Here is a 21,890-nt window from a genome sequence, read left to right as displayed (position 1 = left end):
CTCCGTCTTCCGCGACACAAAGGAATGGCCGTACGACACAAAGAACGGCCGTGCACCAAAAATGGCTGTACACAACAGTACGACCGCGGCACCCCTGCGGGCACCGCGGCCGGATCTGTCAGCTGACTACTTCGCGCTCTCGTCCTCGCGCTGCAGCGCGTCCAGCGCCCGCTGCGTGATCTCGTCCACCGGACCGAGCGAGGAGATCGTGACCACCAGGCCCTGGGCCTTGTAGTAGTCGATGATCGGCTCGGTCTGCGTGTGGTAGACCTCCAGCCGGGTGCGGACCGTGTCCTCGGAGTCGTCGTCGCGCTGGTAGAGCTCGCCGCCGCAGACGTCACAGACGCCGTCCTGCTTCGGCGGGCTGTACGTCACGTGGAAGACGTGACTGGAGTCCTTGCGGCAGATGCGGCGGCCGGCGATGCGCTTGACCACCTCGTCCTCGGAGACCTCCAGGTCGAGGACCGCGTCCAGCTTGATGTCCTCGGTCTTCAGCAGCTCGTCCAGCGCCTCGGCCTGCGACACGTTGCGCGGGAAACCGTCCAGCAGGAAGCCGTTGACGGCGTCCGGCTGCTCCATGCGGTCCTTGGCCATCGCGATGGTGACCTCGTCCGGGACCAGGTTGCCCGCGTCCATGTAGGACTTCGCCAGTTTGCCGAGTTCCGTGGCCTGACTGATGTTGGCACGGAAGAGGTCGCCCGTGGAGATGTGCGGGATGTGCAGCGTCTTGGCGAGGCGCACAGCCTGCGTTCCCTTACCGGCACCCGGCGGCCCGACGAGGACGATTCGCATCAGCGGAGGAACCCTTCGTAATTGCGCTGCTGGAGCTGGCTCTCGATCTGCTTCACCGTCTCGAGACCGACACCCACGATGATCAGGATGCTGGTCCCGCCGAACGGGAAGTTGCCGCTTGCGTTGAAACCGACCAACGCCATCGTCGGTACGAGAGCGATCAGACCCAGATACAGCGAACCCGGCCAGGTGATCCGGTTGAGTACGTAACTCAGGTACTCAGCGGTGGGCCGGCCAGCCCGGATGCCCGGGATGAAGCCACCATACTTCTTCATGTTGTCGGCGACTTCCTCGGGGTTGAACGAGATCGCCACGTAGAAGAACGCGAAGAAAACGATCAGGAGGAAGTAGCTGACCAGGTAAATCGGGTGGTCGCCCTTGGTCAGGTTGGTCTCGATCCAGGTCTTCCAGCCGGACGTACCGCCGGAGAACTGAGCCACCAGAGCCGGGATGTAGAGCAGCGACGACGCGAAGATGACCGGAATCACACCGGCCTGATTGACCTTCAGCGGGATGTAGGTCGACGTACCACCGTAGGAACGGCGGCCGATCATGCGCTTCGCGTACTGGACCGGGATGCGGCGCTGGGCCTGCTCGACGAAGACCACGAGGCCGACCATCACCAGGCCGACGAGGATGACGGTGCCGAACTCGATCCAGCCGCCGGCCAGCGTGCCCTGCTTCTTGATGGCCCACAGCGCGGACGGGAAGGTCGCGGCGATCGAGATGAACATGAGGATCGACATGCCGTTGCCGATGCCGCGGTCGGTGATGAGCTCGCCGAGCCACATCACGACGCAGGTGCCGGCGGTCATGCAGACCACCATGGTGATGGTGGTGAAGATCGACTGGTCCGGGACGATCTGATTCGCCGTCGGGCAGCCCGAGAAGAGGGCGCCGCTGCGGGCGGTGGCCACCAGACCGGTGCCCTGGAGGATGGCGAGGGCCACCGTCAGATAACGCGTGTACTGCGTGATCTTCGCCGTACCGGCCTGGCCCTCCTTCTTGAGGGCTTCGAGGCGTGGGATCACGACGGTCAGCAGCTGCAGAATGATGCTCGCGGTGATGTACGGCATGATGCCGAGCGCGAAGATCGTGATCTGGAGCAGCGCGCCACCGCTGAACATGTTGACCAGACCGAACAGACCCTGGTTGCCGTTCGAGACGTCGATACAGGTCTGGACGTTCTTGTAATCGACGCCCGGGATCGGGATGTGCGTACCGACTCGATACACCACGATGATGGCGAGCGTGAAGAGCAGCTTCTTGCGCAGGTCGGGTGTCCTGAACGCCCGGGCGAACGCGGTGAGCACGGTGCCTCCTGCGACCCCCGCGTGTGCGCGCGTGAGGTGACGACTAAGTGTGGTTGATGGCCTGTGGAACGAGATTACGGCATGCCAAGACGACGCTGGGTACCAGCCGCACAGCCTACCTACATCGACGCCCCTAGGGGATACCGATCGAACGTCCCATGAGTCACGACTACTGAAAAAACGGCCGGGGTCGACCCTCTGTAGAGGGCCAACCCCGGCCGCCGTTGCTGACGTTGGTCAGGCTCGGTCCGAAATGTCAGACGAGCTCGGTGACCGTACCGCCCGCGGCAGTGATCTTCTCCTTGGCGGAGCCGGAGACGGCGTCAACCGAAACCTGCAGCGCCACGGAGATCTCGCCCTGGCCGAGCACCTTGACGAGGCTGTTCTTGCGAACGGCACCCTTGGCGACGAGACCCTCTACGGTGACCTCGCCACCCTCGGGGTACAGCGCGCCCAGCTTGTCGAGGTTCACGACCTGGAACTCGGTCTTGAACGGGTTGCGGAAGCCCTTGAGCTTCGGAAGACGCATGTGGAGGGGCATCTGGCCACCCTCGAAGCGCTCCGGCACCTGGTAACGGGCCTTCGTACCCTTGGTTCCACGACCGGCCGTCTTACCCTTCGACGCCTCACCACGACCCACACGGGTCTTGGCGGTCTTGGCGCCCGGGGCGGGACGGAGGTTGTGGATCTTGAGCGGGTTGTTCTCCGCCATGATCAGTCGACCTCCTCAACCGTCACGAGGTGGCGGACGGTGTGCACCATTCCGCGGAACTCGGGGCGGTCCTCCTTGACGACCACGGTGTTGATCCCCTTGAGACCAAGCGACCGCAGCGTGTCACGGTGGTTCTGCTTGCTGCCGATGTACGACTTCGTCTGCGTGACCTTGAGGCGAGCCATTACGCACCCGCCCCGGCACGTGCACGAAGGAGAGCCGCGGGGGCAACGTCCTCGAGGGGCAGACCGCGGCGGGCCGCGATCTCCTCGGGACGCTGCAGGCCCTTGAGGGCCGCCACGGTCGCGTGCACGATGTTGATCGCGTTGGACGAACCGAGCGACTTCGACAGGATGTCGTGAACGCCGGCGCACTCCAGGACAGCTCGCACCGGGCCACCGGCGATAACGCCGGTACCGGGGGAAGCAGGCTTGAGCAGGACGACGCCCGCGGCCTTCTCGCCCGTGATCGGGTGCGGGATGGTGCCCTGGATACGGGGGACCTTGAAGAAGTGCTTCTTGGCCTCTTCAACACCCTTGGCGATCGCGGCCGGCACCTCCTTGGCCTTGCCGTAACCGACACCGACGGTGCCGTCACCGTCGCCCACCACGACGAGCGCGGTGAAGCTGAAGCGACGACCACCCTTGACAACCTTGGCGACGCGGTTGATCGCGACTACGCGCTCAACGTACGCGGTCTTCTCGGCGGCAGCAGCGCCGCCGTCACGGCCCTTCCGGTCCCGCCGCTCGCCGCCACCGGCACCGCTTCCACGGCGCTGGGGTCCAGCCATTGGATTACCTCTCTCTTTCCGCTAGCTACGGAAGCGACTAGAACTTCAGTCCGGCTTCGCGGGCGGCGTCCGCCAGGGCGGCGATGCGCCCCGCGTACTGATTGCCACCGCGGTCGAATACGACAGCCTCGACACCGGCGGCCTTGGCGCGCTCGGCGACCAGGGCGCCGACCGACTTGGCCTGCGCGGACTTGTCGCTCTCGCCGCCGCGGATCGAGGTGTCCAGGGTCGACGCCGACGCCAGGGTGTGACCCTTGATGTCGTCGATGACCTGGGCCACGATGTGGCGGTTGGAGCGGGTCACGACCAGGCGCGGACGCTCAGCCGTACCGGAAATGTGCTTCCGGATGCGGATGTGACGACGCTTGATGGCAGCACGCTTGTAAGCGTCGCCCTTAGCGATCTTCGTACCGTATGCCATGGCTTACTTACCCGCCTTTCCGACCTTGCGCCGGATGACTTCGCCCTCGTACTTGACGCCCTTGGCCTTGTACGGGTCGGGCTTGCGCAGCTTGCGGATGTTCGCCGCAACCTCGCCGACCTTCTGCTTGTCGATGCCCTCGACCGAGAAGTGCGTCGGGTTCTCGACCTTGAACGAGATGCCCTCGGGCGCCTCGACCGTGATCGAGTGGCTGTAGCCGAGCGCGAACTCAAGGGTGGAACCCTTGGCCGCGACGCGGTAACCGACACCACTGATTTCGAGCTTCTTCACGTAACCCTCGGTCACGCCGGTGATCATGTTCGCCACCAGCGTGCGGGACAGGCCGTGCAGGGCCTTGTTCTGACGCTCGTCGTTGGGGCGGGTGACGCTGAGCACGCCGTCCTCACCCTTGGCGATGTCGATCGGCGCAGCGACGGTGTGGGTCAGCGAGCCCTTGGGGCCCTTGACCGAGACCGTACGGCCGTCGATGGTGACGTCCACGCCGGCGGGAACCGTGATGGGGAGCTTGCCAATACGCGACATAGCTTCTTCCGATTCCTTTCCGCTACCAGACGTAGGCGAGAACTTCTCCGCCTACGCCCTTCTTGCCGGCCTGCTTGTCGGTGAGGAGACCGTGCGACGTGGAGATGATCGCCACGCCGAGGCCACCGAGCACCTTGGGCAGGGAGGTGGACTTCGCGTAAACCCGGAGACCGGGCTTGGAGATCCGCTTGATGCCCGCGATGGAGCGCTCACGGTTCGGACCGAACTTCAGCTCGAGGACGAGGTTCTTGCCGACCTCGGCGTCCTCGACCTTCCAGCCCGTGATGAAGCCCTCCTGCTGGAGGATCTCCGCGATGTGCGACTTGATCTTCGATGCCGGCATCGTCACGGAGTCGTGGTATGCCGAGTTCGCGTTCCGCAGACGCGTAAGCATGTCTGCGATCGGATCAGTCATGGTCATGAATTGGCCTTCGGCCTCTCTCGCCGGGGTTTCCTGGTGCGCCATCCCTCTCCCTGAACCGAGACGGGGCGGGTGCGGCGCGGTGGACCTACGGCGTAGTAAGTCGTATGGGCGGCAATCAGGCGCCCAACCCTCCTAGCCTAAGCCATGGAGGGGTGGGCACCTGACCGTGCCCTCTGCTTACCGAGAGCTTCGGGAGTCCGGAAGTACCGGACTACCAGGAGCTCTTGGTCACGCCCGGCAGCTCGCCACGGTGAGCCATCTCACGAAGGCACACGCGGCAGAGGCCGAACTTGCGGTACACGGAGTGCGGACGGCCGCAGCGCTGGCAGCGCGTGTAGCCGCGTACTCCGAACTTGGGCTTACGAGCAGCCTTGGCAATCAGAGCCTTCTTCGCCATCTCGCTTACGCCTCCTTGAAGGGGAAGCCGAGGTGACGGAGAAGGGCGCGGCCTTCGGCGTCGTTGGTCGCCGTGGTCACCACGGTGATGTCCATACCCCGGACGCGGTCGATCTTGTCCTGGTCGATCTCGTGGAACATGACCTGCTCGGTGAGACCGAAGGTGTAGTTGCCACGACCGTCGAACTGCTTGGGAGACAGACCGCGGAAGTCGCGGATGCGCGGAAGCGCGAGCGACAGGGTGCGGTCCAGGAACTCCCACATGCGGTCGCCACGGAGCGTGACGTGGGCACCGATCGGCTGACCCTCGCGCAGCTTGAACTGCGCGATGGACTTGCGGGCCTTGGTGATGGCCGGCTTCTGACCGGTGATCGTGGTCAGGTCACGGACGGCACCGTCCATGAGCTTGGAGTCACGGGCGGCGTCGCCGACACCCATGTTCACCACGATCTTGACGAGGCCGGGGATCTGCATGACGTTCTCGTAGGAGAACTCCTCACGCAGCTTGCCCGCGATCTCCTCGCGGTACTTCGTCTTGAGACGCGGGCTGGTGGTGGTAGTCATCAGATGTCCTCACCCGTCCGCTTGGCAACGCGAACCTTGTTGCCCTCGTCGTCGAAGCGGTAACCGACACGCGTGACAACCTTGTTGCCGTCCTTCTCAACGACCAGCTGGACGTTGGAGACGTGGACGGGCGCCTCGGTCGTGACGATGCCGCCGGCCTGCGAACCCTTGGCGGTGGGGCCGGCCTTGGTGTGCTTCTTGACCCGGTTGACACCCTCGACCAGGACGCGGTCCTCGCGGGGGTAGGCCGCAATGACCTTGCCCTGCTTGCCCTTGTCCTTGCCGGTGATGACCTGAACCGTGTCACCCTTCTTGATCTTCATGCTTACAGCACCTCCGGAGCCAGCGAGATGATCTTCATGAACTTCTTCTCGCGCAGCTCGCGCCCGACCGGGCCGAAGATGCGGGTACCACGAGGGTCGCCGTCGTTCTTCAGAATGACGGCGGCGTTCTCGTCGAAGCGGATGTACGAGCCGTCCGGACGGCGGCGCTCCTTGACGGTGCGAACGATGACGGCCTTGACGACGTCACCCTTCTTCACGTTGCCACCGGGGATCGCGTCCTTGACGGTGGCGACGATGACGTCACCGATGCCCGCGTAGCGGCGACCGGAGCCACCGAGCACACGGATGCAAAGGATTTCCTTCGCACCAGTGTTGTCGGCGACACGCAGTCGCGACTCCTGCTGGATCACGTCTATCTCCTGATCGTCTGCCGGTTCCCCAAGGGCCGTTCAGTGAACGGCCCTTGGAGCCTGGCGGAACTGTCCTGCGGGATTGCCCGCAGGCTGCGTTACTTGGAATTCCCTTGCGGGAATTACCTACTTGGCCTTCTCGAGGATCTCGACGATGCGCCAGCGCTTCGTCGAGGACAGCGGACGCGTCTCCATGAGGAGGACGCGGTCGCCGACGCCGGCGGCGTTCTGCTCGTCGTGGGCCTTGAGCTTGTTCGTACGGCGGATGACCTTGCCGTACAGCGCGTGCTTCACGCGGTCCTCGACGGCGACGACGACGGTCTTGTCCATCTTGTCGCTGACGACGAGACCCTCACGGGTCTTGCGGAAGCCGCGGCTCGCGGTCTGCTCTTCAGTCACGTTGCTCTCGCTCATCAGGCGCTCTCCACCGTCTCGATGCCCAGCTCGCGCTCACGCATCAGGGTGTAGATCCGCGCGATGTCCTTCCGGACGGCCTTGAGCCGACCGTGGTTCTCGAGCTGACCGGTCGCCGCCTGGAAGCGGAGGTTGAACAGCTCTTCCTTGGCTTCGCGGAGCTTGTTGAGAAGCTCCTCGTCACCCAGTTCGCGCAGCTCGGACGCCTTGGTACCGGCCGACATCACGCTTCACCTGCCTCGCGCTTGACGATCCGGCACTTCATCGGCAGCTTGTGCGCTGCGCGAGTGAGGGCCTCACGGGCGATCTTCTCGTTGGGGTAGGACAGCTCGAACATGACCCGGCCCGGGTGCACGTTCGCGATCCACCACTCGGGAGAACCCTTACCGGAACCCATGCGGGTCTCGGCAGGCTTCTTCGTGAGCGGGCGGTCCGGGTAGATGTTGATCCAGACCTTGCCGCCACGCTTGATGTGGCGGGTCATCGCGATACGGGCGGCCTCGATCTGGCGGTTCGTCACGTACGCCGGCGTGAGGGCCTGAATGCCGTACTCGCCGAACGAAACCTGCGTACCGCCCTTGGCCTGACCACGACGCTTGGGGTGGTGCTGCTTGCGGTGCTTGACCCTACGGGGGATCAGCATTTCGGTCAGGCCTCCGTTCCGCCAGTAGAAGAGGACGCAGCCTCAGCCGGCGCGGCAGCGGCGGCGGGAGCCTCGGCCTTGGGGGCCTCGGCAGCCGGCGCGGACTGCTGCTGCGGCTTGCGGCCGCGGCCGCCACGCTCGCCACCACGGCCACCGCCGCGGGCGGGGCGGTCGCCGCCGCCACCCGCGCCACCGCGCGCCGGGCGGTTACCCGCACGGGCAGCGGCGTTCTCGGCGCGGACCTCGGCGATGTTCTTGACGTCGCCCTTGTAGATCCAGACCTTCACACCGATACGGCCGAAGGTCGTCTTGGCCTCGAAGAAGCCGTAGTCCACGTTCGCGCGGAGCGTGTGCAGGGGCACGCGGCCCTCGCGGTAGAACTCCGAGCGGGACATCTCGGCGCCGCCGAGGCGACCGCCGCACTGGATCTTGATGCCCTTGGCGCCGGCCTTCATGGCGGACTGCATGCTCTTACGCATGGCCCGACGGAAGGAGACGCGGGAGGAGAGCTGCTCGGCGACGGCCTGGGCGACCAGCTGGGCATCCGTCTCGGGGTTCTTGACCTCGAGGATGTTCAGCTGGACCTGCTTGCCCGTGAGCTTCTCGAGGTCGCCGCGGATGCGGTCGGCCTCGGCGCCACGGCGGCCGATGACGATGCCCGGACGTGCCGTGTGGATGTCCACGCGGACGCGGTCACGGGTGCGCTCGATCTCAACCTTCGAGATGCCGGCGCGCTCCATGCCGGACGTCATCATCCGACGGATGGCGACGTCTTCCTTGACGTAGTCCTTGTACAGCTTGTCGGCGTACCACCGGGACTTGAAGTCCGTGGTGATGCCGAGCCGGAACCCGTGCGGGTTAACCTTCTGGCCCATTACCGGGTTCCTTCCTTGCTGCTGACGACCACGGTGATGTGGCTGGTCCGCTTGCGGATCCGGTAGGCGCGGCCCTGGGCACGCGGCCGGAACCGCTTCAGGGTCGGACCCTCGTCGACGTACGCCTCGGAAATGACGAGGCTGCCGGCGTCGGTGTGGTCGTAGTTGTGTGCGGCGTTGGCAATGGCGCTGTCAAGCACCTTGCCGACCGGCACGCTCGCGGCCTGCGGGGCGAAACGCAGGACCGCCTGAGCCTCCGTGGCGTCCATGCCACGGATGAGGTCCACCACTCGGCGGGCCTTCATGGGCGTGACGCGGATGTACCGCGCCTGGGCCCTGGCTTCCATGGTTGTCCCTTCAGTGTTTGTCATGGTCGGTCACCCCGCGCTAGCGGCGCTTCGACTTCCGGTCGTCCTTGACGTGACCCCGGAAGGTGCGCGTCGGCGAGAACTCGCCGAGCTTGTGGCCGACCATCGACTCGGTGACAAACACCGGGATGTGGGTCTTGCCGTTGTGCACCGCGATCGTGTGGCCGAGCATGGCCGGGACGATCATCGAGCGGCGGGACCAGGTCTTGATGACGTTCTTGGAGCCGGCCTCGTTCTGTACGTCCACCTTCTTGATGAGGTGGCCGTCGACGAAGGGCCCCTTCTTGAGACTGCGCGGCATCTAAACCCGCTCCTAGCGCTTCTTGTTCGTCTTGCGGCGGCGGACGATGTACTTGCTCGATGCCTTCTTCGGCGAGCGAGTACGACCCTCCTTCTGACCCCACGGGCTGACCGGGTGGCGACCACCGGAGGTCTTGCCCTCACCACCACCGTGCGGGTGGTCGACCGGGTTCATCGCAACACCGCGGACGGACGGGCGAACGCCCAGCCAGCGCTTGCGGCCTGCCTTGCCCCAGTTGATGTTGCTCTGCTCGGCGTTGCCGACCTCGCCGACCGTGGCGCGGCAGCGCTGGTCGACCAGGCGGATCTCACCGGAGGGCATACGAAGGTGGGCCATCGTGCCCTCCTTCGCCAGCAGCTGCACGGAGGCACCGGCGGAGCGGGCGAACTTGGCGCCGCCACCCGGACGGAGCTCGATCGCGTGGATCGTGGTACCGACCGGGATGTTGCGGAGCGCCAGGTTGTTGCCCGGCTTGATGTCGGCCCCGGGACCGTTCTCCACGCGGTCACCCTGCTGCAGGTTGCGCGGGGCGAGGATGTAGCGCTTCTCGCCGTCCGCGTAGTGCAGCAGCGCGATGCGCGCGGTGCGGTTGGGGTCGTACTCGATGTGCGCGACCTTCGCCGGCACGCCGTCCTTGTCATGGCGACGGAAGTCGATGACGCGGTAGGCGCGCTTGTGTCCGCCACCCTGGTGGCGAACGGTCACACGACCGGAATTGTTACGGCCGCCCTTGCTGTGCAGGGGGCGAACCAGCGACTTCTCCGGCGTGGACCGCGTGACCTCGACGAAGTCGGCGACGCTGGAGCCACGGCGGCCCGGCGTAGTCGGCTTGTACTTGCGGATTCCCATTTCTCAGTCCTCGTCCGATATCGGACGATCCGACCCGCTTACGCGGCCGGACCGCCGAAGATGTCGATACGGTCGCCCTCAGCGAGGGTCACGATCGCGCGCTTGGAGCCCGCGCGCTGACCGAAACCGGTCTTGGTGCGCTTGCGCTTGCCCTGGCGGTTGATCGTGTTGACCCCGGTGACCTTGACCTCGAAGACCGCCTGGACGGCCTGCTTGATCTGGGTCTTGTTGGCGCCCGGGGCCACGATGAAGGTGTACTTGCCCTCGTCGAGGAGCGCGTAGCTCTTCTCCGAGACGACCGGCTTCAGCAGCACGTCACGGGGGTCCGTGAACGACTTGCTGATCGGCGTCTCGACAGTGTTCTTGCCCTCGGTCTCGTGGCGCTTCGCCTTGGCGATGCGCGCGACCTTCTTGGCCTTGGCGGCCTTGGAGGCAATGCTCGGGTGACGCGTAGCCATCAGGCTTCGCTCCCTTCGGTGTCAGCGGCCTGGGGGCCAGACACGAAGGACTCGAAAGCGGCCTGGGTGAAGACCACGTCGTCCGAGACGAGAACGTCGTACGTGTTCAGCTGGCCCGGCTCCAGGATGTGGACCTGGGGCAGGTTGCGCGCGGAAAGCAGCGCGGCCTCGTCGGAGCGCTCGATGACCAGGAGCACGTTCTTGCGCTCGCTGACCTTGCCGAGGAAGCTCTTGGCGGCCTTGGTGGAGGGGGTCTCGCCCTCGATCACGCCGGTGATGACGTGGATGCGAGCGTTGCGGGCCCGGTCGGTGAGGGCGTGGCGCAGGGCCGCGGCCTTCATCTTCTTCGGGGTCCGCTGCGAGTAGTCGCGCGGCGTGGGGCCGTGGACGACGCCACCGCCGGCGAACTGCGGGGCGCGGGTCGAACCCTGACGGGCGCGGCCGGTGCCCTTCTGGCGGTACGGCTTCTTACCACCACCGCGGACCTCGCCACGACGCTTGACCTTGTGCGTGCCCTGACGGGCGGCGGCCAGCTGTGCGACGACGACCTGGTGAAGCAGCGGGATGCTGATCTTCTCTACGTCGAAGATCTCGGCCGGGAGCTCTACAGTCCCGGCGGTGTCGCCGGAGGGCGACTGAATGTCAATGGTGCTCATAGTCCTCAGGCCCCCTTGGCCGCGGTACGGACCAGGACGAGGCCGCCGTTCGGACCCGGGATGGCTCCCTTGATGAGGAGCAGTCCCTTCTCCGCGTCAACGGCGTGAACGGTCAGGTTCTGGGTGGTGACCCGCTCATTGCCCATACGGCCCGCCATGCGCATGCCCTTGAAGACACGGCCAGGGGTGGCGCAGCCACCGATGGAGCCGGGAGAGCGGTGCTTGCGCTGGACACCGTGGCCGGCGCCGAGGCCATGGAAGTTGTGACGCTTCATGACACCGGCGAAGCCCTTGCCCTTGCTCTTGCCGGTCACGTCGACCTTGACGCCGGCCTCGAACACCTCAGCGGTGATCTCCTGGCCGAGCGTGTACTCGGAGGCGGCCGCGGTGCGGATCTCGACGAGGTGGCGACGCGGCGTGACATCGGCCTTGGCGAAGTGGCCCTTGAGGGGCTTGTTCACCTTGCGCGGGTCGATCTCGCCGAAGGCGATCTGGACCGACTCGTAGCCGTCGGAGTCATTCGTACGGACCTGGGTCACGACGTTGGGTCCGGCCTTGACGACGGTGACCGGAACAACACGGTTGTTCTCGTCCCACACCTGCGTCATGCCGAGCTTCTCGCCCAGGATGCCCTTGATCTGCTTAGCCATCTTCAGCTCACCGGCCCCTAGAGCTTGATCTCGATGTCGACACCGGCCGGGAGGTCGAGTCGCATCAGAGAGTCAACGGTCTTGGGGGTGGGGTCGAGGATGTCGATCAGGCGCTTGTGCGTGCGCATCTCGAAGTGCTCGCGCGAGTCCTTGTACTTGTGCGGCGACTTGATGACGCAGTACACGTTCTTCTCAGTGGGCAGCGGCACCGGGCCCGCGACCGACGCACCAGTGCGCGTCACCGTCTCGACGATCTTCTTCGCCGAGGAATCGATGACCTCGTGGTCGTAGGCCTTGAGCCGGATGCGGATCTTCTGTCCCGCCATGGCTACTCAGTAGTCCTGTCTCTAGTAACGCTCTGCACCCCGGTAAGCCCTCCTGCTCGCTTCGATTCCTCCGACCCACGCGGTCGGGTGTGTCGCGCTCTCACCGACACAGAAGTCCCAAGGTTCGGAACTTCCCTACTGGGAAAGCACGGCCCTTCCGGAACCGCAAGCCGAGGGCGAAGAAGCCCACCGGGTGCCTGGCCGGCGCCGCACTGACACTTCCCGAAAGATTCCCGTACGTCCGCCCCAGCGCTGCCGTGAGGCAGTTGGGACGACGAGTACCGTGGGACTCGCTTCCGGTCCTCCCGACGGGAGGCGCGCAGCATCAACACTCGACCGAGCAACTCGGACAGTCTGCCATATGGGGCAGGGGGCTGGCCAATCGGGGCGTAGAGATTACCCCCGGAGTGACGCAGGTCAAACACACGCACGCGGCGAGCCCCCGGGGCTGACGCAAGGTGCCCGAGGCCGAGCCTGATGACTCCGCGCAGGTCATGCCCATCGGCACCGACACGAGGCCCACGCACACCTGCCGGAAACTCCGAGGCCAGGGCCTGTCCGGCGGATCAGGGCGCAGCAGAGCGACGACGACGCGGCACACGACAGCCCCCGTCACCAACATGCCTGGACGGCCTGCACACCTAGACCCTCCCCGCGAGAGCCATGATGCCCATCCAGCCCACGCAGCTCCCGCACGCGACGAGCAGCGGCGCCCAGCTCTGGGCTCGCCGGGCCCGGACGACCAACCACACCGCGACCGCGTCCACCGCGAGCCCCATGACGGCCGCGATCACCTGAAGACCGCCGGGCGCCTCCCCCTGGCCTGTCGCGGTCCGGCGGAGGACCGCCAGCAGGCCTACGGCGAGCAGTGTCACGAAGATGCAGGTGAGGCCGGTGAACAGGCTCCGACCTCGGTCGTCGACCGCGGCCGGCGCATCTGTGCTGTCGTCCAGGCCGACCCCGTTCTGGTTGTTCGCCCGGCTCCCGTGGTTCGTCACGGCGGGCACTTTACTGACACAGATCGCCCCGTTCGCTCATTCCTTCCGGTTTCTTCCGGCGAATCGCGAAACGCGCGCCCCCTTACGGGAGTTGGCAGAGGCGACAACACGGCCACGAGCACGGAAGGCTCTGCATGAACCTCAGGGTGAGCCCTTGGGCCCTCAGTGGATACGCACGTCAGGTGGGCCGCGCGGCACTCGACGCGGCGGATTTCAAGACCCACTGCACCAGGTACACCGACGTCGACGCCTCGGACCAGGGCCTGCTGAACCTCTTCCTGACAACCCACACGTCGACGGTGAAGACGGTCAACCTGGCGATGGACAGGCTGTGGGAGGTCTTGGGGGCGGCGAGTTCGGAGCTGGACCGCAACAAGAAGTACTACGCCCACACGGACCTGGCCGTGGCGGCACGCGTCGACGCGACCTACCCCGTCGTCGAGCGCCCGGCCGAGTAACCCCATGTCCGACTTCGCCGACGTCATCGAACCGACAGCTCTGCTCAGGGCCCCGTCCGCCCCGGACGAGTACGCCCAGGGCCCGATCCTCGACACGTTCAACAGCTGCGGCGATCTGATGAGCCCGACGTACTGGCTGACAGAGGCGTACAGCGCGGTCTTCGGCTTCAATCCGCTCGGCGAAGCGATCAAGTGGTTCGCCGGCGACTGGGAGTCGTTCGCCAAGTGCGGTGATGTCTGGGGCCAGTTGGGCCAGGCCGTCGAGGCGGTCTCCGGCAACATCAGGTCCGGCAACAGGACGCTCGACAGGGCGTGGGACGGCCGTGCCGCCGACGCGGCGTACACGTACTTCCACACCTGCGCGGCGAAACTCGAAGAGATCAGGGGCGAGTTCGACAAGCTGAGGACGGAGTACGACCACCTGGCCCACTCCGCCTACTCCACGGCCCAGGCCGTCAACGGCTACCTGAGCGGCATCATCGACGGCCTGTTGATCACGGCCGTCGAGATGGCAGCCGCGACCACACTGTCGTGGACCGGCGTCGGCGCGGCGGTGGGCTACGGCCTCGCGGCACTGGAGATCGCCAACATGCTCCGTCTGTGGGGCCAGGCCACCCAGGCCCTCGGCAACGTGCAGGGCATCGTGAACGGCGCCGTCGGTGTGGTGGAGACCATCGGCGCGACCCTCTACGGAACGATCTCCGAGTTCACGAAGATCGGCGAGTACGACCATCCGAACCCGTCGATCTGACACCGCGCCCAGCACCCGACACCCCCCCGCTACGAGAAGGATGCGCATGCCCGACGAACTACGCATCGGCGACGCGGACTTGATGAACATCACCGGCGGCGATCAAGCCCGCGCCCGGTCGCTTCGCAAGGCCCTTCAGAAACTCGCCGACGACCGCGCTCCCGACGATCCGCTGCGCGAGCTGGCCCGCGAGGTCCTCAGCGGCCGGACGGGCCTGCGCGAGGCCGCCCGGGTCCCCGCCTACGCGGAGGCACTGGGTAATCGCATGGTCCAGAGCTTTCGCGAGTACGACAGCCTCTCCCCTGGCGAACGCGCGAACCAGGAGGCGGCGGCACGGGCGTACCTGGCGGAACAGGCCGCAGAGATCGAGGAGGAGCGATCGGCTCAAGGAGCCTCCTGATGCGTACGAGGGGGCAGCGGCGGCCTCGACGCAAAAGTCACCCTCGCTGCCGTTGCTGTGGCTGCCGTTGCTGTGGCTGCTCTTGAGTGGCCCGCCGCCGCCCGCAGAAGTCAACTGCCGCCCCACGGTCGCAATGACCGCGAGCCCCCACTCACCGTCGGGATCCACCTCCCAACCCGGCTCGTACGCCTCGCCCTTGAGCCGTCCCGGCGAGACGTTCCGCATCGGCCGGCCCACCCAGGACGTCTTCTCGGACACCCTGACCCGCCGCCTACCGAACGTCATGGCGGCCTGGCTCCCGAACGAGGAGTTCGGGGCTGAGGGGCTGGACCTGGTTGCCCGGGTGGGCGAGACGCACGAGCCGCCTACTACGCCTCCGACGGCATGCTGAAGGTGCTTGAAAGGCCGGAGTCCGACGTGCAGTCGAGCAGGCTCGCGAGCGTGCGGCTCGAGTCGTGCAGGATGTGCAGGTTGTCCTTGCGTGCCGCACCGGCTGATTCGCTCGCCTCGTACCGGCTCCGCACTTCTCCCCGGATCAGAACGGCCGTTCCTGCACTCCCGCCCAACTTGCCGCTGCTGCACTCGAAATAGAGAACTCCGACTTTGACACCGGCGAGGGCCTTCTTCCCCATTCGGTATTCTTTAAAGATCTCGGCAGCCTTGCCTTTTTCGGGGGTGGATTGAGGCAGGTCGTAGCTGACCATCACGGAATCCAGTCCAGACGAGCCTTTGTAGGCTCCGCAGAAGGCGATGCCGCTTCATGGCCGCGTTGACCGGAGCGCTCAAGGACTTGTCGCAGGATCCACTCACCGCCTCGCTCGGGCTCGCCGAATCCGCGACCTTCGATCCCCCACCCTGGCAGCTCGCCGTAGTGAGAGCCACAGCGATCAGAACCGGCGCGATCTTCACGCACTTCATCAGAAATGCCATTCGTCTATACGGTGCCGGGAGAGGAAAACCGGACGGGACAGGCAACGACTCGTGTCAGGTCTGGGTCTTCAGAAGCGTTCGACCTCTTCTCCGTCCGGGACCTTGTAGCAACCGGACACGACGGTCAGGTCCAGAATCGGAGGGTCGTACTTCGACCTTTTGACGATGTTTACGCCGACCTTCTTCTTGTCGTTGTCAGCGGTCATTTTGATGTTCTTGTTCTTGCTGGTGTCTGGCCCGTATTCTACGATCTTCCACCCGTGCTTCGGCAGTTCCGTCTTGAGCCGCTCCATCGCTTCGTCGAGATCGCCTGCCGAGGCAGGGGTAAAGCTCCACGGGTGGAAGATACGGAAGTACGTCTTCGTATCCTTGCCCGAGCAGTCCATGACTCCCGGACGGCTGTCGGACGTCTTCCCCTTGACACCGATCAGGTCGTAAATACCGCTGGACACCTTTTCCATCGCGTCGGAGGCGTCACGTGACGTGCTCGTACCAGCGGACGGAGTTTTGTCGGCGGATTCGTTGTCAGTCATGCTGCATCCCGTGAGGGTAGTGAGTGCAAGGGGTACGGCGAGCGCCAGAGCGCTCGGTTTGGTCTTCACGTCAGGGAGCCTTACTTCGTCGGGCTGAGTCGGGGGCTTTCCTACCTCATGTGCGACCACGGATCGGGCGGCGGCTTCAGTTCCACCTCATCGCCCTTCCCGACGACCACCAGGGCTTGGTTCATCAGACTCTGGGAGCTCTCATTCCAGTAACCACTGTGCCCTTCGGTATCGGTGGTCAGCTGGTTGGCACCGAATTCCGGATCACTGGGGATGACGAAGCGGTCCCCGCCGTGGCCCCAGCGGCCGAGATCCGGCACCACGTCCCCGTCGGCCTCCTCGTTCCACACGTGTCCCTTGGGCACGTCCATCGCATCGGCGCCGGACACCTTCACGCCGGGGCTGCCGGCGAACACGACGTCATCGGCGTTGAGATGCCCCGTCTCTGCGGCTGCGCCGACCAGGGTCGTTCCGTACGAATGCGCAATCACTGTGGTGTGCGCCGGTGAATCTCCGGAATGTGACGTGTCAAGACCGTCCATGAAATTACGGAGTGCTGGTGCACCGTCGTATGCGTAGTGTTCGAACGGTGCGTCTTTGACGACGCTGTCAGGTGCGTCGTAGCCGAGCCAGGTGATCGTGGAAACGGATTGCCCGGCAGCTTTGACGTCGGCTGCGTGCCAGACATTGACCATCCGGTTGATGTTGCCGTCAATATTTCCCAGCTCCGCCGTCGTACCCGGAACATATACCGCTGTGTGATCCGCCGTGTCCGGGTTTCCGTTGGCGACGATCGCGCGGCCGTCTCCTTCGGTGCTGAATCCCAGGAGGTATGCATCGGGAAGTCCGTTGGTGCCGGTCGCGTCGAAACGTGTCTGAATCGCATTCATGCCGTCGAGGGATTTATGGGCGGACTTTCTGGACTCTTCCCAGTCCTTCCACTCCTGCGTCTCCACGCTGATGCTCTTCATGATGGTCCCGGTGTAGGGATCGATGTAGGGCTGATAGCGCGGCGAGGGTTCAGGGTGCTGCTTCAGCCAGGTGTCGTACTCGCCCTGCGCGACACCGTGCGCCTCGGCGAGCACGGTCCGGTTCGCCTCGTCCCGGACCGTGGCGGGCAGCCCGTCAATCGCGCCCACGCTGTCGGGGCGCATGGAGATCCACGCGGCCTGCTCCTCCGCGGTGAGCCCCTTCCACCACTCCGCGTTGTCCTTCGTACTGCCGTTCTTGGGCGGCTGGGGCAGCGAGTCGAGGTACTTCTTGCCGGCCTCGGTCACGCCCTTCGTGTCCGAGGACGCGTCGGCCCAGTCCTTGTCGGACACGGTCAGGTCGTCGTCGGCCTTCAACGCCCGCAGCTTCGGGGCCCACTTCTCGTCCGCCTCAGTAGCTTCCTTGAGGGCACCGGCGATCTGGTCCGCGTAGTCCTGTGCGAGGCGGTGGTGGGGATTGGGGTCGAAGTTGGCCGCCTGGCGACCGATCGCGGAGGCCGTGCCGTCCGTGAGGCCGCCCACCGTGCCGCCGTCGGGGATCTTGCCGTCCTGGTCCTTCTCCCCCGCCGGCGGATAGGTGATCGAACCGTCGGCGTTCACGGTGAGCTTCGCCGCCCGCGCGCCTTCGAGCGCCGCGTCGAGCTTGCTCCTGGCCGCGCCCATCTCGTACGAGAACGCCTCCAGCGCCGTACTGACAAGACCGCACTCGACCTGGATGCAGTGGAAGTTCTTGCCCAGCTCCGTCAGCTGTTTGACGGCCGCGGTCGCGGCCTCGCCCTTCAGCGAGTTCCTCATGGCCACGGCGATCTGGTTCTCGATGCGGTCCTTGGCCGCGCTCGCCATGTCGGAAGTGCTGCGGTATCCGTCGGCCGCCTCCGAGTACTCGGTCGGCTTCAGGGTCTTGAGTGTCGCGAGATCCATGACGACTCGTCACCGCCCCTTGTCCTGGCCGCCGACAGCCGGGGTGTCCGCGTACTCGACCTCCAGGTTGCCGAGCTCGGCCTCGACCGCCTCATCGGTCTTCAGCTGCTCGTTGCCCGCCTTCTCCAGCAGCCCCGAGAGCTTCCCGCAACGCGCGCTGACGTTCTTGACGTAGGTCTCCCACGAGCCGTAGACCTCCTTCTGAGCCGCCGCGGTCACGCAGCCGGAGTCTTCGCCGAGACCCTTCTGCCCGTCCGTCAGCTTCCCGAACGCCTTGCCGATGTCCTCACGGAGCGAGCCGACGTCGTCCCCCGCCTTGGCCCAGTCGCGTCGGTTCGACACCAGCTGGCCGCCGGAACCGCCCGGGTCCATCGGTACGTGGTTCAGCTGCATCCGGGCGGAACTCCGTTCAGCCGCCGCGGTTTTGAGCTGCTCCCACTCCTCCCACGCCATGCGTAGCCCCTCCCCGTGTCGCTCGGCATGCCACTGAGCGATGCGAACACACGATCGCACCGCTCAACGTTCGAAACGTACCGTAGCGACACCGCACCCCCCGCCTCATCCGCATCGGCCACCACGGCGTCTGAGTATCCGTACTCAGCCGGAGGCGGGATGCCGGGCGAATCCGTAGGCCGTGGGTCACGAGGTGGGGGGTTTGCCTCACCCCGACGCACCGGTTTGCCGGATGGTTCGGGTGGCGTCCGGTCGGTCACGGTGGTGGGGCAACAGGTACCGAAAGCCACACCACGGGGAGAACCGAACGTGCGTATCGCCGCCGCCACCGCCACCGTCCTGACTCTCGCCGTCGGCGCAGCCGCACCGGCCGCCTTCGCCGGCGGTGCCGAGCCGAGTACGAACGGCCTGTGGCGCATGGACGGCTACGGCACGGTCCTCGCCCTCGGCCACGGGACGTATCAGGAGTACCAGACCACCGCCGTCAGCTGCCTCAGGGGTGACTCCGCACGGCAGACCGGCCCGGGGACGTACACGGCGGGCGGCGACGTCCTGACCGTACGGCTCGCCCGCGACCGCGACCACGCCACGCTCGGTGCGGCCAGCGCGGTGGGTCACCGCAAGCTGGTCCGCGTCTCCGCCCTGCCGACCGCCTGCACCCGTCCGGCCCCGAAGGACCCGCCGGCCTCCTTCGACGTCTTCTGGCAGTCCTACGAGGAGAACTACCCGTTCTTCGCGGCCAAGGGCATCGACTGGCACGCCGTACGGGACGAGTACCGCCCGCAGGTGCACAAGGACACGACCGGGGCGGAACTGTTCGACATCTTCAGCAGGATGGTGCGTCCGCTGTACGACGCCCACGTCGCGGTGCAGGACGGCGACCGCGTGTTCGCCGAGGGCCGTCCTGGCACGGAGGTGCCGGGCGAGCAACTGGACGCCAGGGTCAAGAAGTTCATCGTGGCGCGGGATCTGGCGGGCGCCCCCTACCGACGGGACTTCGCCAACGGCCGTATCACGTACGCGGATCTGGCGGGCGGCGGTCGTCTCGGCTATCTGCGGATCTCCGGCTTCGGTGGTTACCTGGCCGACGAGAAGGCGTCGTACGCGGCCCAACTGGCCGAGTTGGACCGGGCGTTGAACACCGTCCTCACGCCGGAACGGTCCCGTCAGCTGCACGGACTGATCATCGACCTGCGCGTCAACGGCGGCGGTTCCGACGCCCTCGGCATCCACATCGCGGAACGTCTGACCGACACCCCCCACGTCGCCTACGCCAAGCGCGCCCGCAACGACCCGAAGGACCCGAGCCGGCACACGCGCCCCGAGCCGGTCCCGGTGCTTCCGGCCCACGCCCCGCGCTACACCGGACCGGTGGCCGTGCTGACCGGCGGCTCGACGGTGAGCGCGGGCGAGACCTTCACCCAGGCGCTGATCGACCGCCCCGGCCGGACGGTCCGCATCGGGCAGCCCACGCAGGGTGTCTTCTCCGACGTCATGGAACGCAGGCTCCCCAACGGCATGACGGCCTGGCTCCCGAACGAGGAGTACCTGACCGACTCGGGCCGCACGTTCGACGGGACGGGGATTCCGCCGGAGGTGTCGGTGCCGGTGTTCACGGAGGAGGAGTTCGGGGAGGGGCGGGACTCGGCGTTCGACCGGGCGGTGCACGCCATGACCCGCGGCTAGGTGGCGGGCAGCTTCGTGGGGATCGTGGGGTTGTTCCCGCAGGCGAATGCCTTCGCCACCACACGGGCGGAGTTCAGCAGGTACCGCAGGTGGGGTCCGGTCCCCGTGTCGCCGGTGAGGGTGTCGGTCATGGAGCCCGCCAGCGGCACACCCGTCTCCTGGGTCGCGGGGGCGCCGGGTACCCGGCACTTGACGTAGCCGGCGTAGTCGTAGGTGCCGTTGTTCTTCCGCACCATCAGCTTGACGTCGGAGTTGACCCTCACCAGGGTCTCCTCGCCGGATGCACCGGATGCGCCGGACACGTCGGACTTCTCGCCGAACGGGGAGTCGAAGGGGAAGACGGACGCGCCGTAGCTGATCGACAGGCGGCTGGTGTGCGGCTTCTGGTCCTGGACCACGATGCGGCACAGCTCGGAGGGCAGGAAGGAGGAGACCGCCTTGCTGCCGGGATCCCATGACCTGGCGTCGTCGTAGAAGGCGGCCTTGGCGGTCTTGAGGTCCTTGACGTCCACCAGCCCGGTCTGCCGCGCGCTGCTCTCCTTGACCCACCTCTCACCGGCCGTGCCCAGCAGGTCCTGGCAGGTCTCCCGGGTCCTGTCGCCGGTTCCGGTGTCCCTCGTGCCGTCGGAACTGCACGCCGCCGATCCGAGCAGCAGTGCCATGAGGAGGGGTAGGGCAAGGAGCCGCCGCATGTCACCAGCCCCGCGCGTCGTCGGTGTCGCTCTTGCTGCCACCGGCCTGGTACACGGACTGCGCCTGCCAGGTCAGGTCCCGCACCTCGGAAGCCACTCCCACCCCGACGCCGATCGCGGCACCGGCCACGGAGTTGCGCCACTCGCCCTGTTTCTCCAACTCCCGGTTGACCGCTCCCTCTACGTCGCCGAGACGGTCTCGTAGGTGTCGCCGGCCCGCCGAAGTCGGGGAGGTGGCTCTTGTCGTTGTTGAACAGACCGTCCCGGTCCGCGAGCTCCCGGCCTCCTCCCTCTGTCGAGTGCCGGGTCGCGCCGTGTTCACCGGCACGCCGGGGAGCGCTCAACTTCCTTGGTGTACGCGGTGATCAGTTTCTTCATCGCGGCCGCGTCCTCGTGCTCCGAGCCGGAGGCCTGGATGGCTGTGTAGAGGATCTGGTCGTCGTGCTCGCTGCTACGGCAGTTCTCCGTCTTGCCGAACGCCTGGTTGCCGGAGTAGGCGAAACGGCCGTCGTCCGTCCGGTGCTCCGGGTTGTCCTGAGTCAGCCCCTGGGCGAACTGGAGCACGGTCATGTCGTTCCACCACTCTTGAGCGGCGTAGACGATCCGCTTGCCGTCCACCGACACGGCGCATCGTGTGGCTGTGGCGGTGTGGACCGTCTCCTTGGTCGAAGCACTCCTGCCGGCCGGAAGGAACTCGGCGAGCTCTCCCGCGTCGACGGCGATGCCACACAGGGACTTGGGTGTGGCGTACTCGCGTTTCTGCTCGGGCTCGGAGCAGCCCGAGATCCCGATGAGGAGTGCGGACAGTGCCGTGGCAGCCACTGCGCGACGGCCGCGACCAGGGGTCAGGATCGGATTCATGGCGTTCTCGCAACTGGTTG

General features: G+C 66.1%; 36 protein-coding genes. 5 read left to right on the top strand and 31 right to left on the bottom strand.

The window, feature by feature from the left end; all coding sequences use genetic code 11:
• Positions 1-126 precede the first annotated feature (126 nt).
• The 24 genes from SPR02S_RS03450 to SPR02S_RS03335 all read right to left on the bottom strand — a co-directional run bounded on the left by SPR02S_RS03450 (position 127) and on the right by SPR02S_RS03335 (position 13,187).
• Positions 127-792 (bottom strand): adenylate kinase, encoded by a 666-nt coding sequence (locus tag SPR02S_RS03450; RefSeq protein WP_026150164.1) that lies wholly within the window; start codon positions 790-792, stop codon positions 127-129.
• Complete coding sequence (gene secY / locus SPR02S_RS03445; RefSeq protein ID WP_019055528.1) at positions 792-2,105, bottom strand: preprotein translocase subunit SecY; 1,314 nt, start codon at positions 2,103-2,105, stop codon at positions 792-794. The genes SPR02S_RS03450 and secY overlap by 1 nt, the downstream gene beginning before the upstream one ends.
• Before the next feature lie 256 nt (positions 2,106-2,361).
• Positions 2,362-2,817, bottom strand: a complete 456-nt coding sequence (gene rplO / locus SPR02S_RS03440; RefSeq protein WP_019055527.1) for a 50S ribosomal protein L15 — start codon at positions 2,815-2,817, stop codon at positions 2,362-2,364.
• A gap of 2 nt (positions 2,818-2,819) precedes the next feature.
• Complete coding sequence (gene rpmD / locus SPR02S_RS03435; RefSeq protein ID WP_006376032.1) at positions 2,820-3,002, bottom strand: 50S ribosomal protein L30; 183 nt, start codon at positions 3,000-3,002, stop codon at positions 2,820-2,822.
• Entirely contained in the window at positions 3,002-3,607 is a 606-nt protein-coding gene (gene rpsE, locus SPR02S_RS03430) for a 30S ribosomal protein S5 (RefSeq protein WP_006376045.1), read from the bottom strand. The genes rpmD and rpsE overlap by 1 nt, the downstream gene beginning before the upstream one ends.
• Positions 3,608-3,644: 37 nt before the next feature.
• Positions 3,645-4,028, bottom strand: coding sequence for a 50S ribosomal protein L18 (rplR, locus tag SPR02S_RS03425; RefSeq protein ID WP_019055526.1), 384 nt, complete (start codon positions 4,026-4,028; stop codon positions 3,645-3,647).
• A 3-nt stretch (positions 4,029-4,031) separates the two neighbouring features.
• Positions 4,032-4,571, bottom strand: coding sequence for a 50S ribosomal protein L6 (rplF, locus tag SPR02S_RS03420; RefSeq protein WP_019055525.1), 540 nt, complete (start codon positions 4,569-4,571; stop codon positions 4,032-4,034).
• 22 nt (positions 4,572-4,593) lie between these two features.
• Positions 4,594-4,992, bottom strand: coding sequence for a 30S ribosomal protein S8 (gene rpsH, locus SPR02S_RS03415; RefSeq protein ID WP_013001411.1), 399 nt, complete (start codon positions 4,990-4,992; stop codon positions 4,594-4,596).
• Positions 4,993-5,206: 214 nt separating this feature from the next.
• Positions 5,207-5,392: a type Z 30S ribosomal protein S14 gene (locus SPR02S_RS03410; protein ID WP_003948630.1), complete on the bottom strand. Its 186-nt coding sequence runs from the start codon at positions 5,390-5,392 to the stop codon at positions 5,207-5,209.
• Positions 5,393-5,397: 5 nt separating this feature from the next.
• Positions 5,398-5,955 carry a 50S ribosomal protein L5 gene (rplE, locus tag SPR02S_RS03405; RefSeq protein WP_019055523.1) on the bottom strand — a complete coding sequence of 186 codons (558 nt, stop codon included), beginning with the start codon at positions 5,953-5,955 and terminating at the stop codon, positions 5,398-5,400.
• Complete coding sequence (gene rplX, locus SPR02S_RS03400) at positions 5,955-6,278, bottom strand: 50S ribosomal protein L24 (protein WP_019055522.1); 324 nt, start codon at positions 6,276-6,278, stop codon at positions 5,955-5,957. The genes rplE and rplX overlap by 1 nt, the downstream gene beginning before the upstream one ends.
• Positions 6,279-6,280: 2 nt before the next feature.
• Positions 6,281-6,649 (bottom strand): 50S ribosomal protein L14, encoded by a 369-nt coding sequence (gene rplN / locus SPR02S_RS03395; protein WP_003998823.1) that lies wholly within the window; start codon positions 6,647-6,649, stop codon positions 6,281-6,283.
• Between the two features lie 126 nt (positions 6,650-6,775).
• A complete protein-coding gene (gene rpsQ, locus SPR02S_RS03390; protein ID WP_019055521.1) occupies positions 6,776-7,063 on the bottom strand; it encodes a 30S ribosomal protein S17 in 288 nt (95 codons plus the stop codon).
• On the bottom strand, positions 7,063-7,287 hold the full coding sequence (rpmC, locus tag SPR02S_RS03385; protein ID WP_005481220.1) for a 50S ribosomal protein L29: 225 nt from the start codon (positions 7,285-7,287) through the stop codon (positions 7,063-7,065). The genes rpsQ and rpmC overlap by 1 nt, the downstream gene beginning before the upstream one ends.
• On the bottom strand, positions 7,287-7,706 hold the full coding sequence (rplP, locus tag SPR02S_RS03380; RefSeq protein WP_010986348.1) for a 50S ribosomal protein L16: 420 nt from the start codon (positions 7,704-7,706) through the stop codon (positions 7,287-7,289). Before rplP ends, rpmC begins: the two co-directional genes overlap by 1 nt.
• A gap of 5 nt (positions 7,707-7,711) precedes the next feature.
• The gene (rpsC, locus tag SPR02S_RS03375; protein WP_019055520.1) at positions 7,712-8,581 is read right to left on the bottom strand and encodes a 30S ribosomal protein S3; all 870 of its coding nucleotides are present in this window, start codon (positions 8,579-8,581) and stop codon (positions 7,712-7,714) included.
• On the bottom strand, positions 8,581-8,928 hold the full coding sequence (gene rplV / locus SPR02S_RS03370; protein WP_006604878.1) for a 50S ribosomal protein L22: 348 nt from the start codon (positions 8,926-8,928) through the stop codon (positions 8,581-8,583). The genes rpsC and rplV overlap by 1 nt, the downstream gene beginning before the upstream one ends.
• Positions 8,929-8,968: 40 nt before the next feature.
• On the bottom strand, positions 8,969-9,250 hold the full coding sequence (gene rpsS, locus SPR02S_RS03365; RefSeq protein WP_019055518.1) for a 30S ribosomal protein S19: 282 nt from the start codon (positions 9,248-9,250) through the stop codon (positions 8,969-8,971).
• Positions 9,251-9,262: 12 nt separating this feature from the next.
• The gene (rplB, locus tag SPR02S_RS03360) at positions 9,263-10,099 is read right to left on the bottom strand and encodes a 50S ribosomal protein L2 (RefSeq protein ID WP_019055517.1); all 837 of its coding nucleotides are present in this window, start codon (positions 10,097-10,099) and stop codon (positions 9,263-9,265) included.
• Between the two features lie 38 nt (positions 10,100-10,137).
• Positions 10,138-10,557 carry a 50S ribosomal protein L23 gene (rplW, locus tag SPR02S_RS03355; RefSeq protein ID WP_019055516.1) on the bottom strand — a complete coding sequence of 140 codons (420 nt, stop codon included), beginning with the start codon at positions 10,555-10,557 and terminating at the stop codon, positions 10,138-10,140.
• Complete coding sequence (gene rplD, locus SPR02S_RS03350; protein WP_019055515.1) at positions 10,557-11,213, bottom strand: 50S ribosomal protein L4; 657 nt, start codon at positions 11,211-11,213, stop codon at positions 10,557-10,559. Before rplD ends, rplW begins: the two co-directional genes overlap by 1 nt.
• Positions 11,214-11,218: 5 nt before the next feature.
• Complete coding sequence (rplC, locus tag SPR02S_RS03345) at positions 11,219-11,863, bottom strand: 50S ribosomal protein L3 (protein WP_019055514.1); 645 nt, start codon at positions 11,861-11,863, stop codon at positions 11,219-11,221.
• 17 nt (positions 11,864-11,880) lie between these two features.
• The gene (gene rpsJ, locus SPR02S_RS03340) at positions 11,881-12,189 is read right to left on the bottom strand and encodes a 30S ribosomal protein S10 (protein WP_003948644.1); all 309 of its coding nucleotides are present in this window, start codon (positions 12,187-12,189) and stop codon (positions 11,881-11,883) included.
• Between the two features lie 641 nt (positions 12,190-12,830).
• Positions 12,831-13,187 carry a hypothetical protein gene (locus tag SPR02S_RS03335; protein WP_106436891.1) on the bottom strand — a complete coding sequence of 119 codons (357 nt, stop codon included), beginning with the start codon at positions 13,185-13,187 and terminating at the stop codon, positions 12,831-12,833.
• A gap of 134 nt (positions 13,188-13,321) precedes the next feature.
• Here SPR02S_RS03335 and SPR02S_RS03330 point away from each other — a divergent pair, with 134 nt between their 5' ends.
• The 4 genes from SPR02S_RS03330 to SPR02S_RS65950 all read left to right on the top strand — a co-directional run bounded on the left by SPR02S_RS03330 (position 13,322) and on the right by SPR02S_RS65950 (position 15,187).
• Complete coding sequence (locus tag SPR02S_RS03330; protein WP_158697772.1) at positions 13,322-13,645, top strand: hypothetical protein; 324 nt, start codon at positions 13,322-13,324, stop codon at positions 13,643-13,645.
• A 4-nt stretch (positions 13,646-13,649) separates the two neighbouring features.
• Complete coding sequence (locus tag SPR02S_RS03325; RefSeq protein ID WP_019055511.1) at positions 13,650-14,396, top strand: WXG100-like domain-containing protein; 747 nt, start codon at positions 13,650-13,652, stop codon at positions 14,394-14,396.
• A 46-nt stretch (positions 14,397-14,442) separates the two neighbouring features.
• Entirely contained in the window at positions 14,443-14,796 is a 354-nt protein-coding gene (locus SPR02S_RS62840) for a hypothetical protein (protein ID WP_019055510.1), read from the top strand.
• A gap of 133 nt (positions 14,797-14,929) precedes the next feature.
• Entirely contained in the window at positions 14,930-15,187 is a 258-nt protein-coding gene (locus SPR02S_RS65950; protein ID WP_158697771.1) for a hypothetical protein, read from the top strand.
• Here the strand turns inward: SPR02S_RS65950 and SPR02S_RS03310 are convergent.
• The 4 genes from SPR02S_RS03310 to SPR02S_RS03295 form a co-directional block, all read right to left on the bottom strand.
• Entirely contained in the window at positions 15,165-15,503 is a 339-nt protein-coding gene (locus SPR02S_RS03310; RefSeq protein WP_158697770.1) for a hypothetical protein, read from the bottom strand. The genes SPR02S_RS65950 and SPR02S_RS03310 overlap by 23 nt on opposite strands.
• A gap of 291 nt (positions 15,504-15,794) precedes the next feature.
• The gene (locus SPR02S_RS03305) at positions 15,795-16,259 is read right to left on the bottom strand and encodes a hypothetical protein (RefSeq protein ID WP_245607486.1); all 465 of its coding nucleotides are present in this window, start codon (positions 16,257-16,259) and stop codon (positions 15,795-15,797) included.
• 110 nt (positions 16,260-16,369) lie between these two features.
• Positions 16,370-18,178, bottom strand: coding sequence for an alpha/beta hydrolase (locus SPR02S_RS03300; protein ID WP_019055506.1), 1,809 nt, complete (start codon positions 18,176-18,178; stop codon positions 16,370-16,372).
• 9 nt (positions 18,179-18,187) lie between these two features.
• Positions 18,188-18,631: a hypothetical protein gene (locus tag SPR02S_RS03295; protein ID WP_019055505.1), complete on the bottom strand. Its 444-nt coding sequence runs from the start codon at positions 18,629-18,631 to the stop codon at positions 18,188-18,190.
• A 309-nt stretch (positions 18,632-18,940) separates the two neighbouring features.
• On the opposite strand from SPR02S_RS03295, the gene SPR02S_RS03290 reads away from it, so the two are divergent.
• Positions 18,941-20,317: a S41 family peptidase gene (locus tag SPR02S_RS03290; protein WP_019055504.1), complete on the top strand. Its 1,377-nt coding sequence runs from the start codon at positions 18,941-18,943 to the stop codon at positions 20,315-20,317.
• Here the strand turns inward: SPR02S_RS03290 and SPR02S_RS58835 are convergent.
• The 3 genes from SPR02S_RS58835 to SPR02S_RS03275 form a co-directional block, all read right to left on the bottom strand.
• On the bottom strand, positions 20,314-20,979 hold the full coding sequence (locus SPR02S_RS58835; protein WP_019055503.1) for a hypothetical protein: 666 nt from the start codon (positions 20,977-20,979) through the stop codon (positions 20,314-20,316). The two genes, SPR02S_RS03290 and SPR02S_RS58835, sit on opposite strands and share 4 nt — an antisense overlap.
• 31 nt (positions 20,980-21,010) lie before the next feature.
• Positions 21,011-21,169, bottom strand: coding sequence for a hypothetical protein (locus SPR02S_RS62830; protein WP_019055502.1), 159 nt, complete (start codon positions 21,167-21,169; stop codon positions 21,011-21,013).
• Between the two features lie 158 nt (positions 21,170-21,327).
• Positions 21,328-21,831: a hypothetical protein gene (locus SPR02S_RS03275; RefSeq protein ID WP_019055501.1), complete on the bottom strand. Its 504-nt coding sequence runs from the start codon at positions 21,829-21,831 to the stop codon at positions 21,328-21,330.
• Between the last annotated feature and the right edge of the window lie 59 nt (positions 21,832-21,890).

It is taken from the genome of Streptomyces prunicolor NBRC 13075 (genome assembly GCF_000367365.1).
GTDB classification, from domain to species: Bacteria; Actinomycetota; Actinomycetes; order Streptomycetales; family Streptomycetaceae; genus Streptomyces; species Streptomyces prunicolor.
The sequence above is the reverse complement of the archived record's forward strand: the minus strand, read 5'-3'. Positions and strand labels throughout refer to the sequence as shown.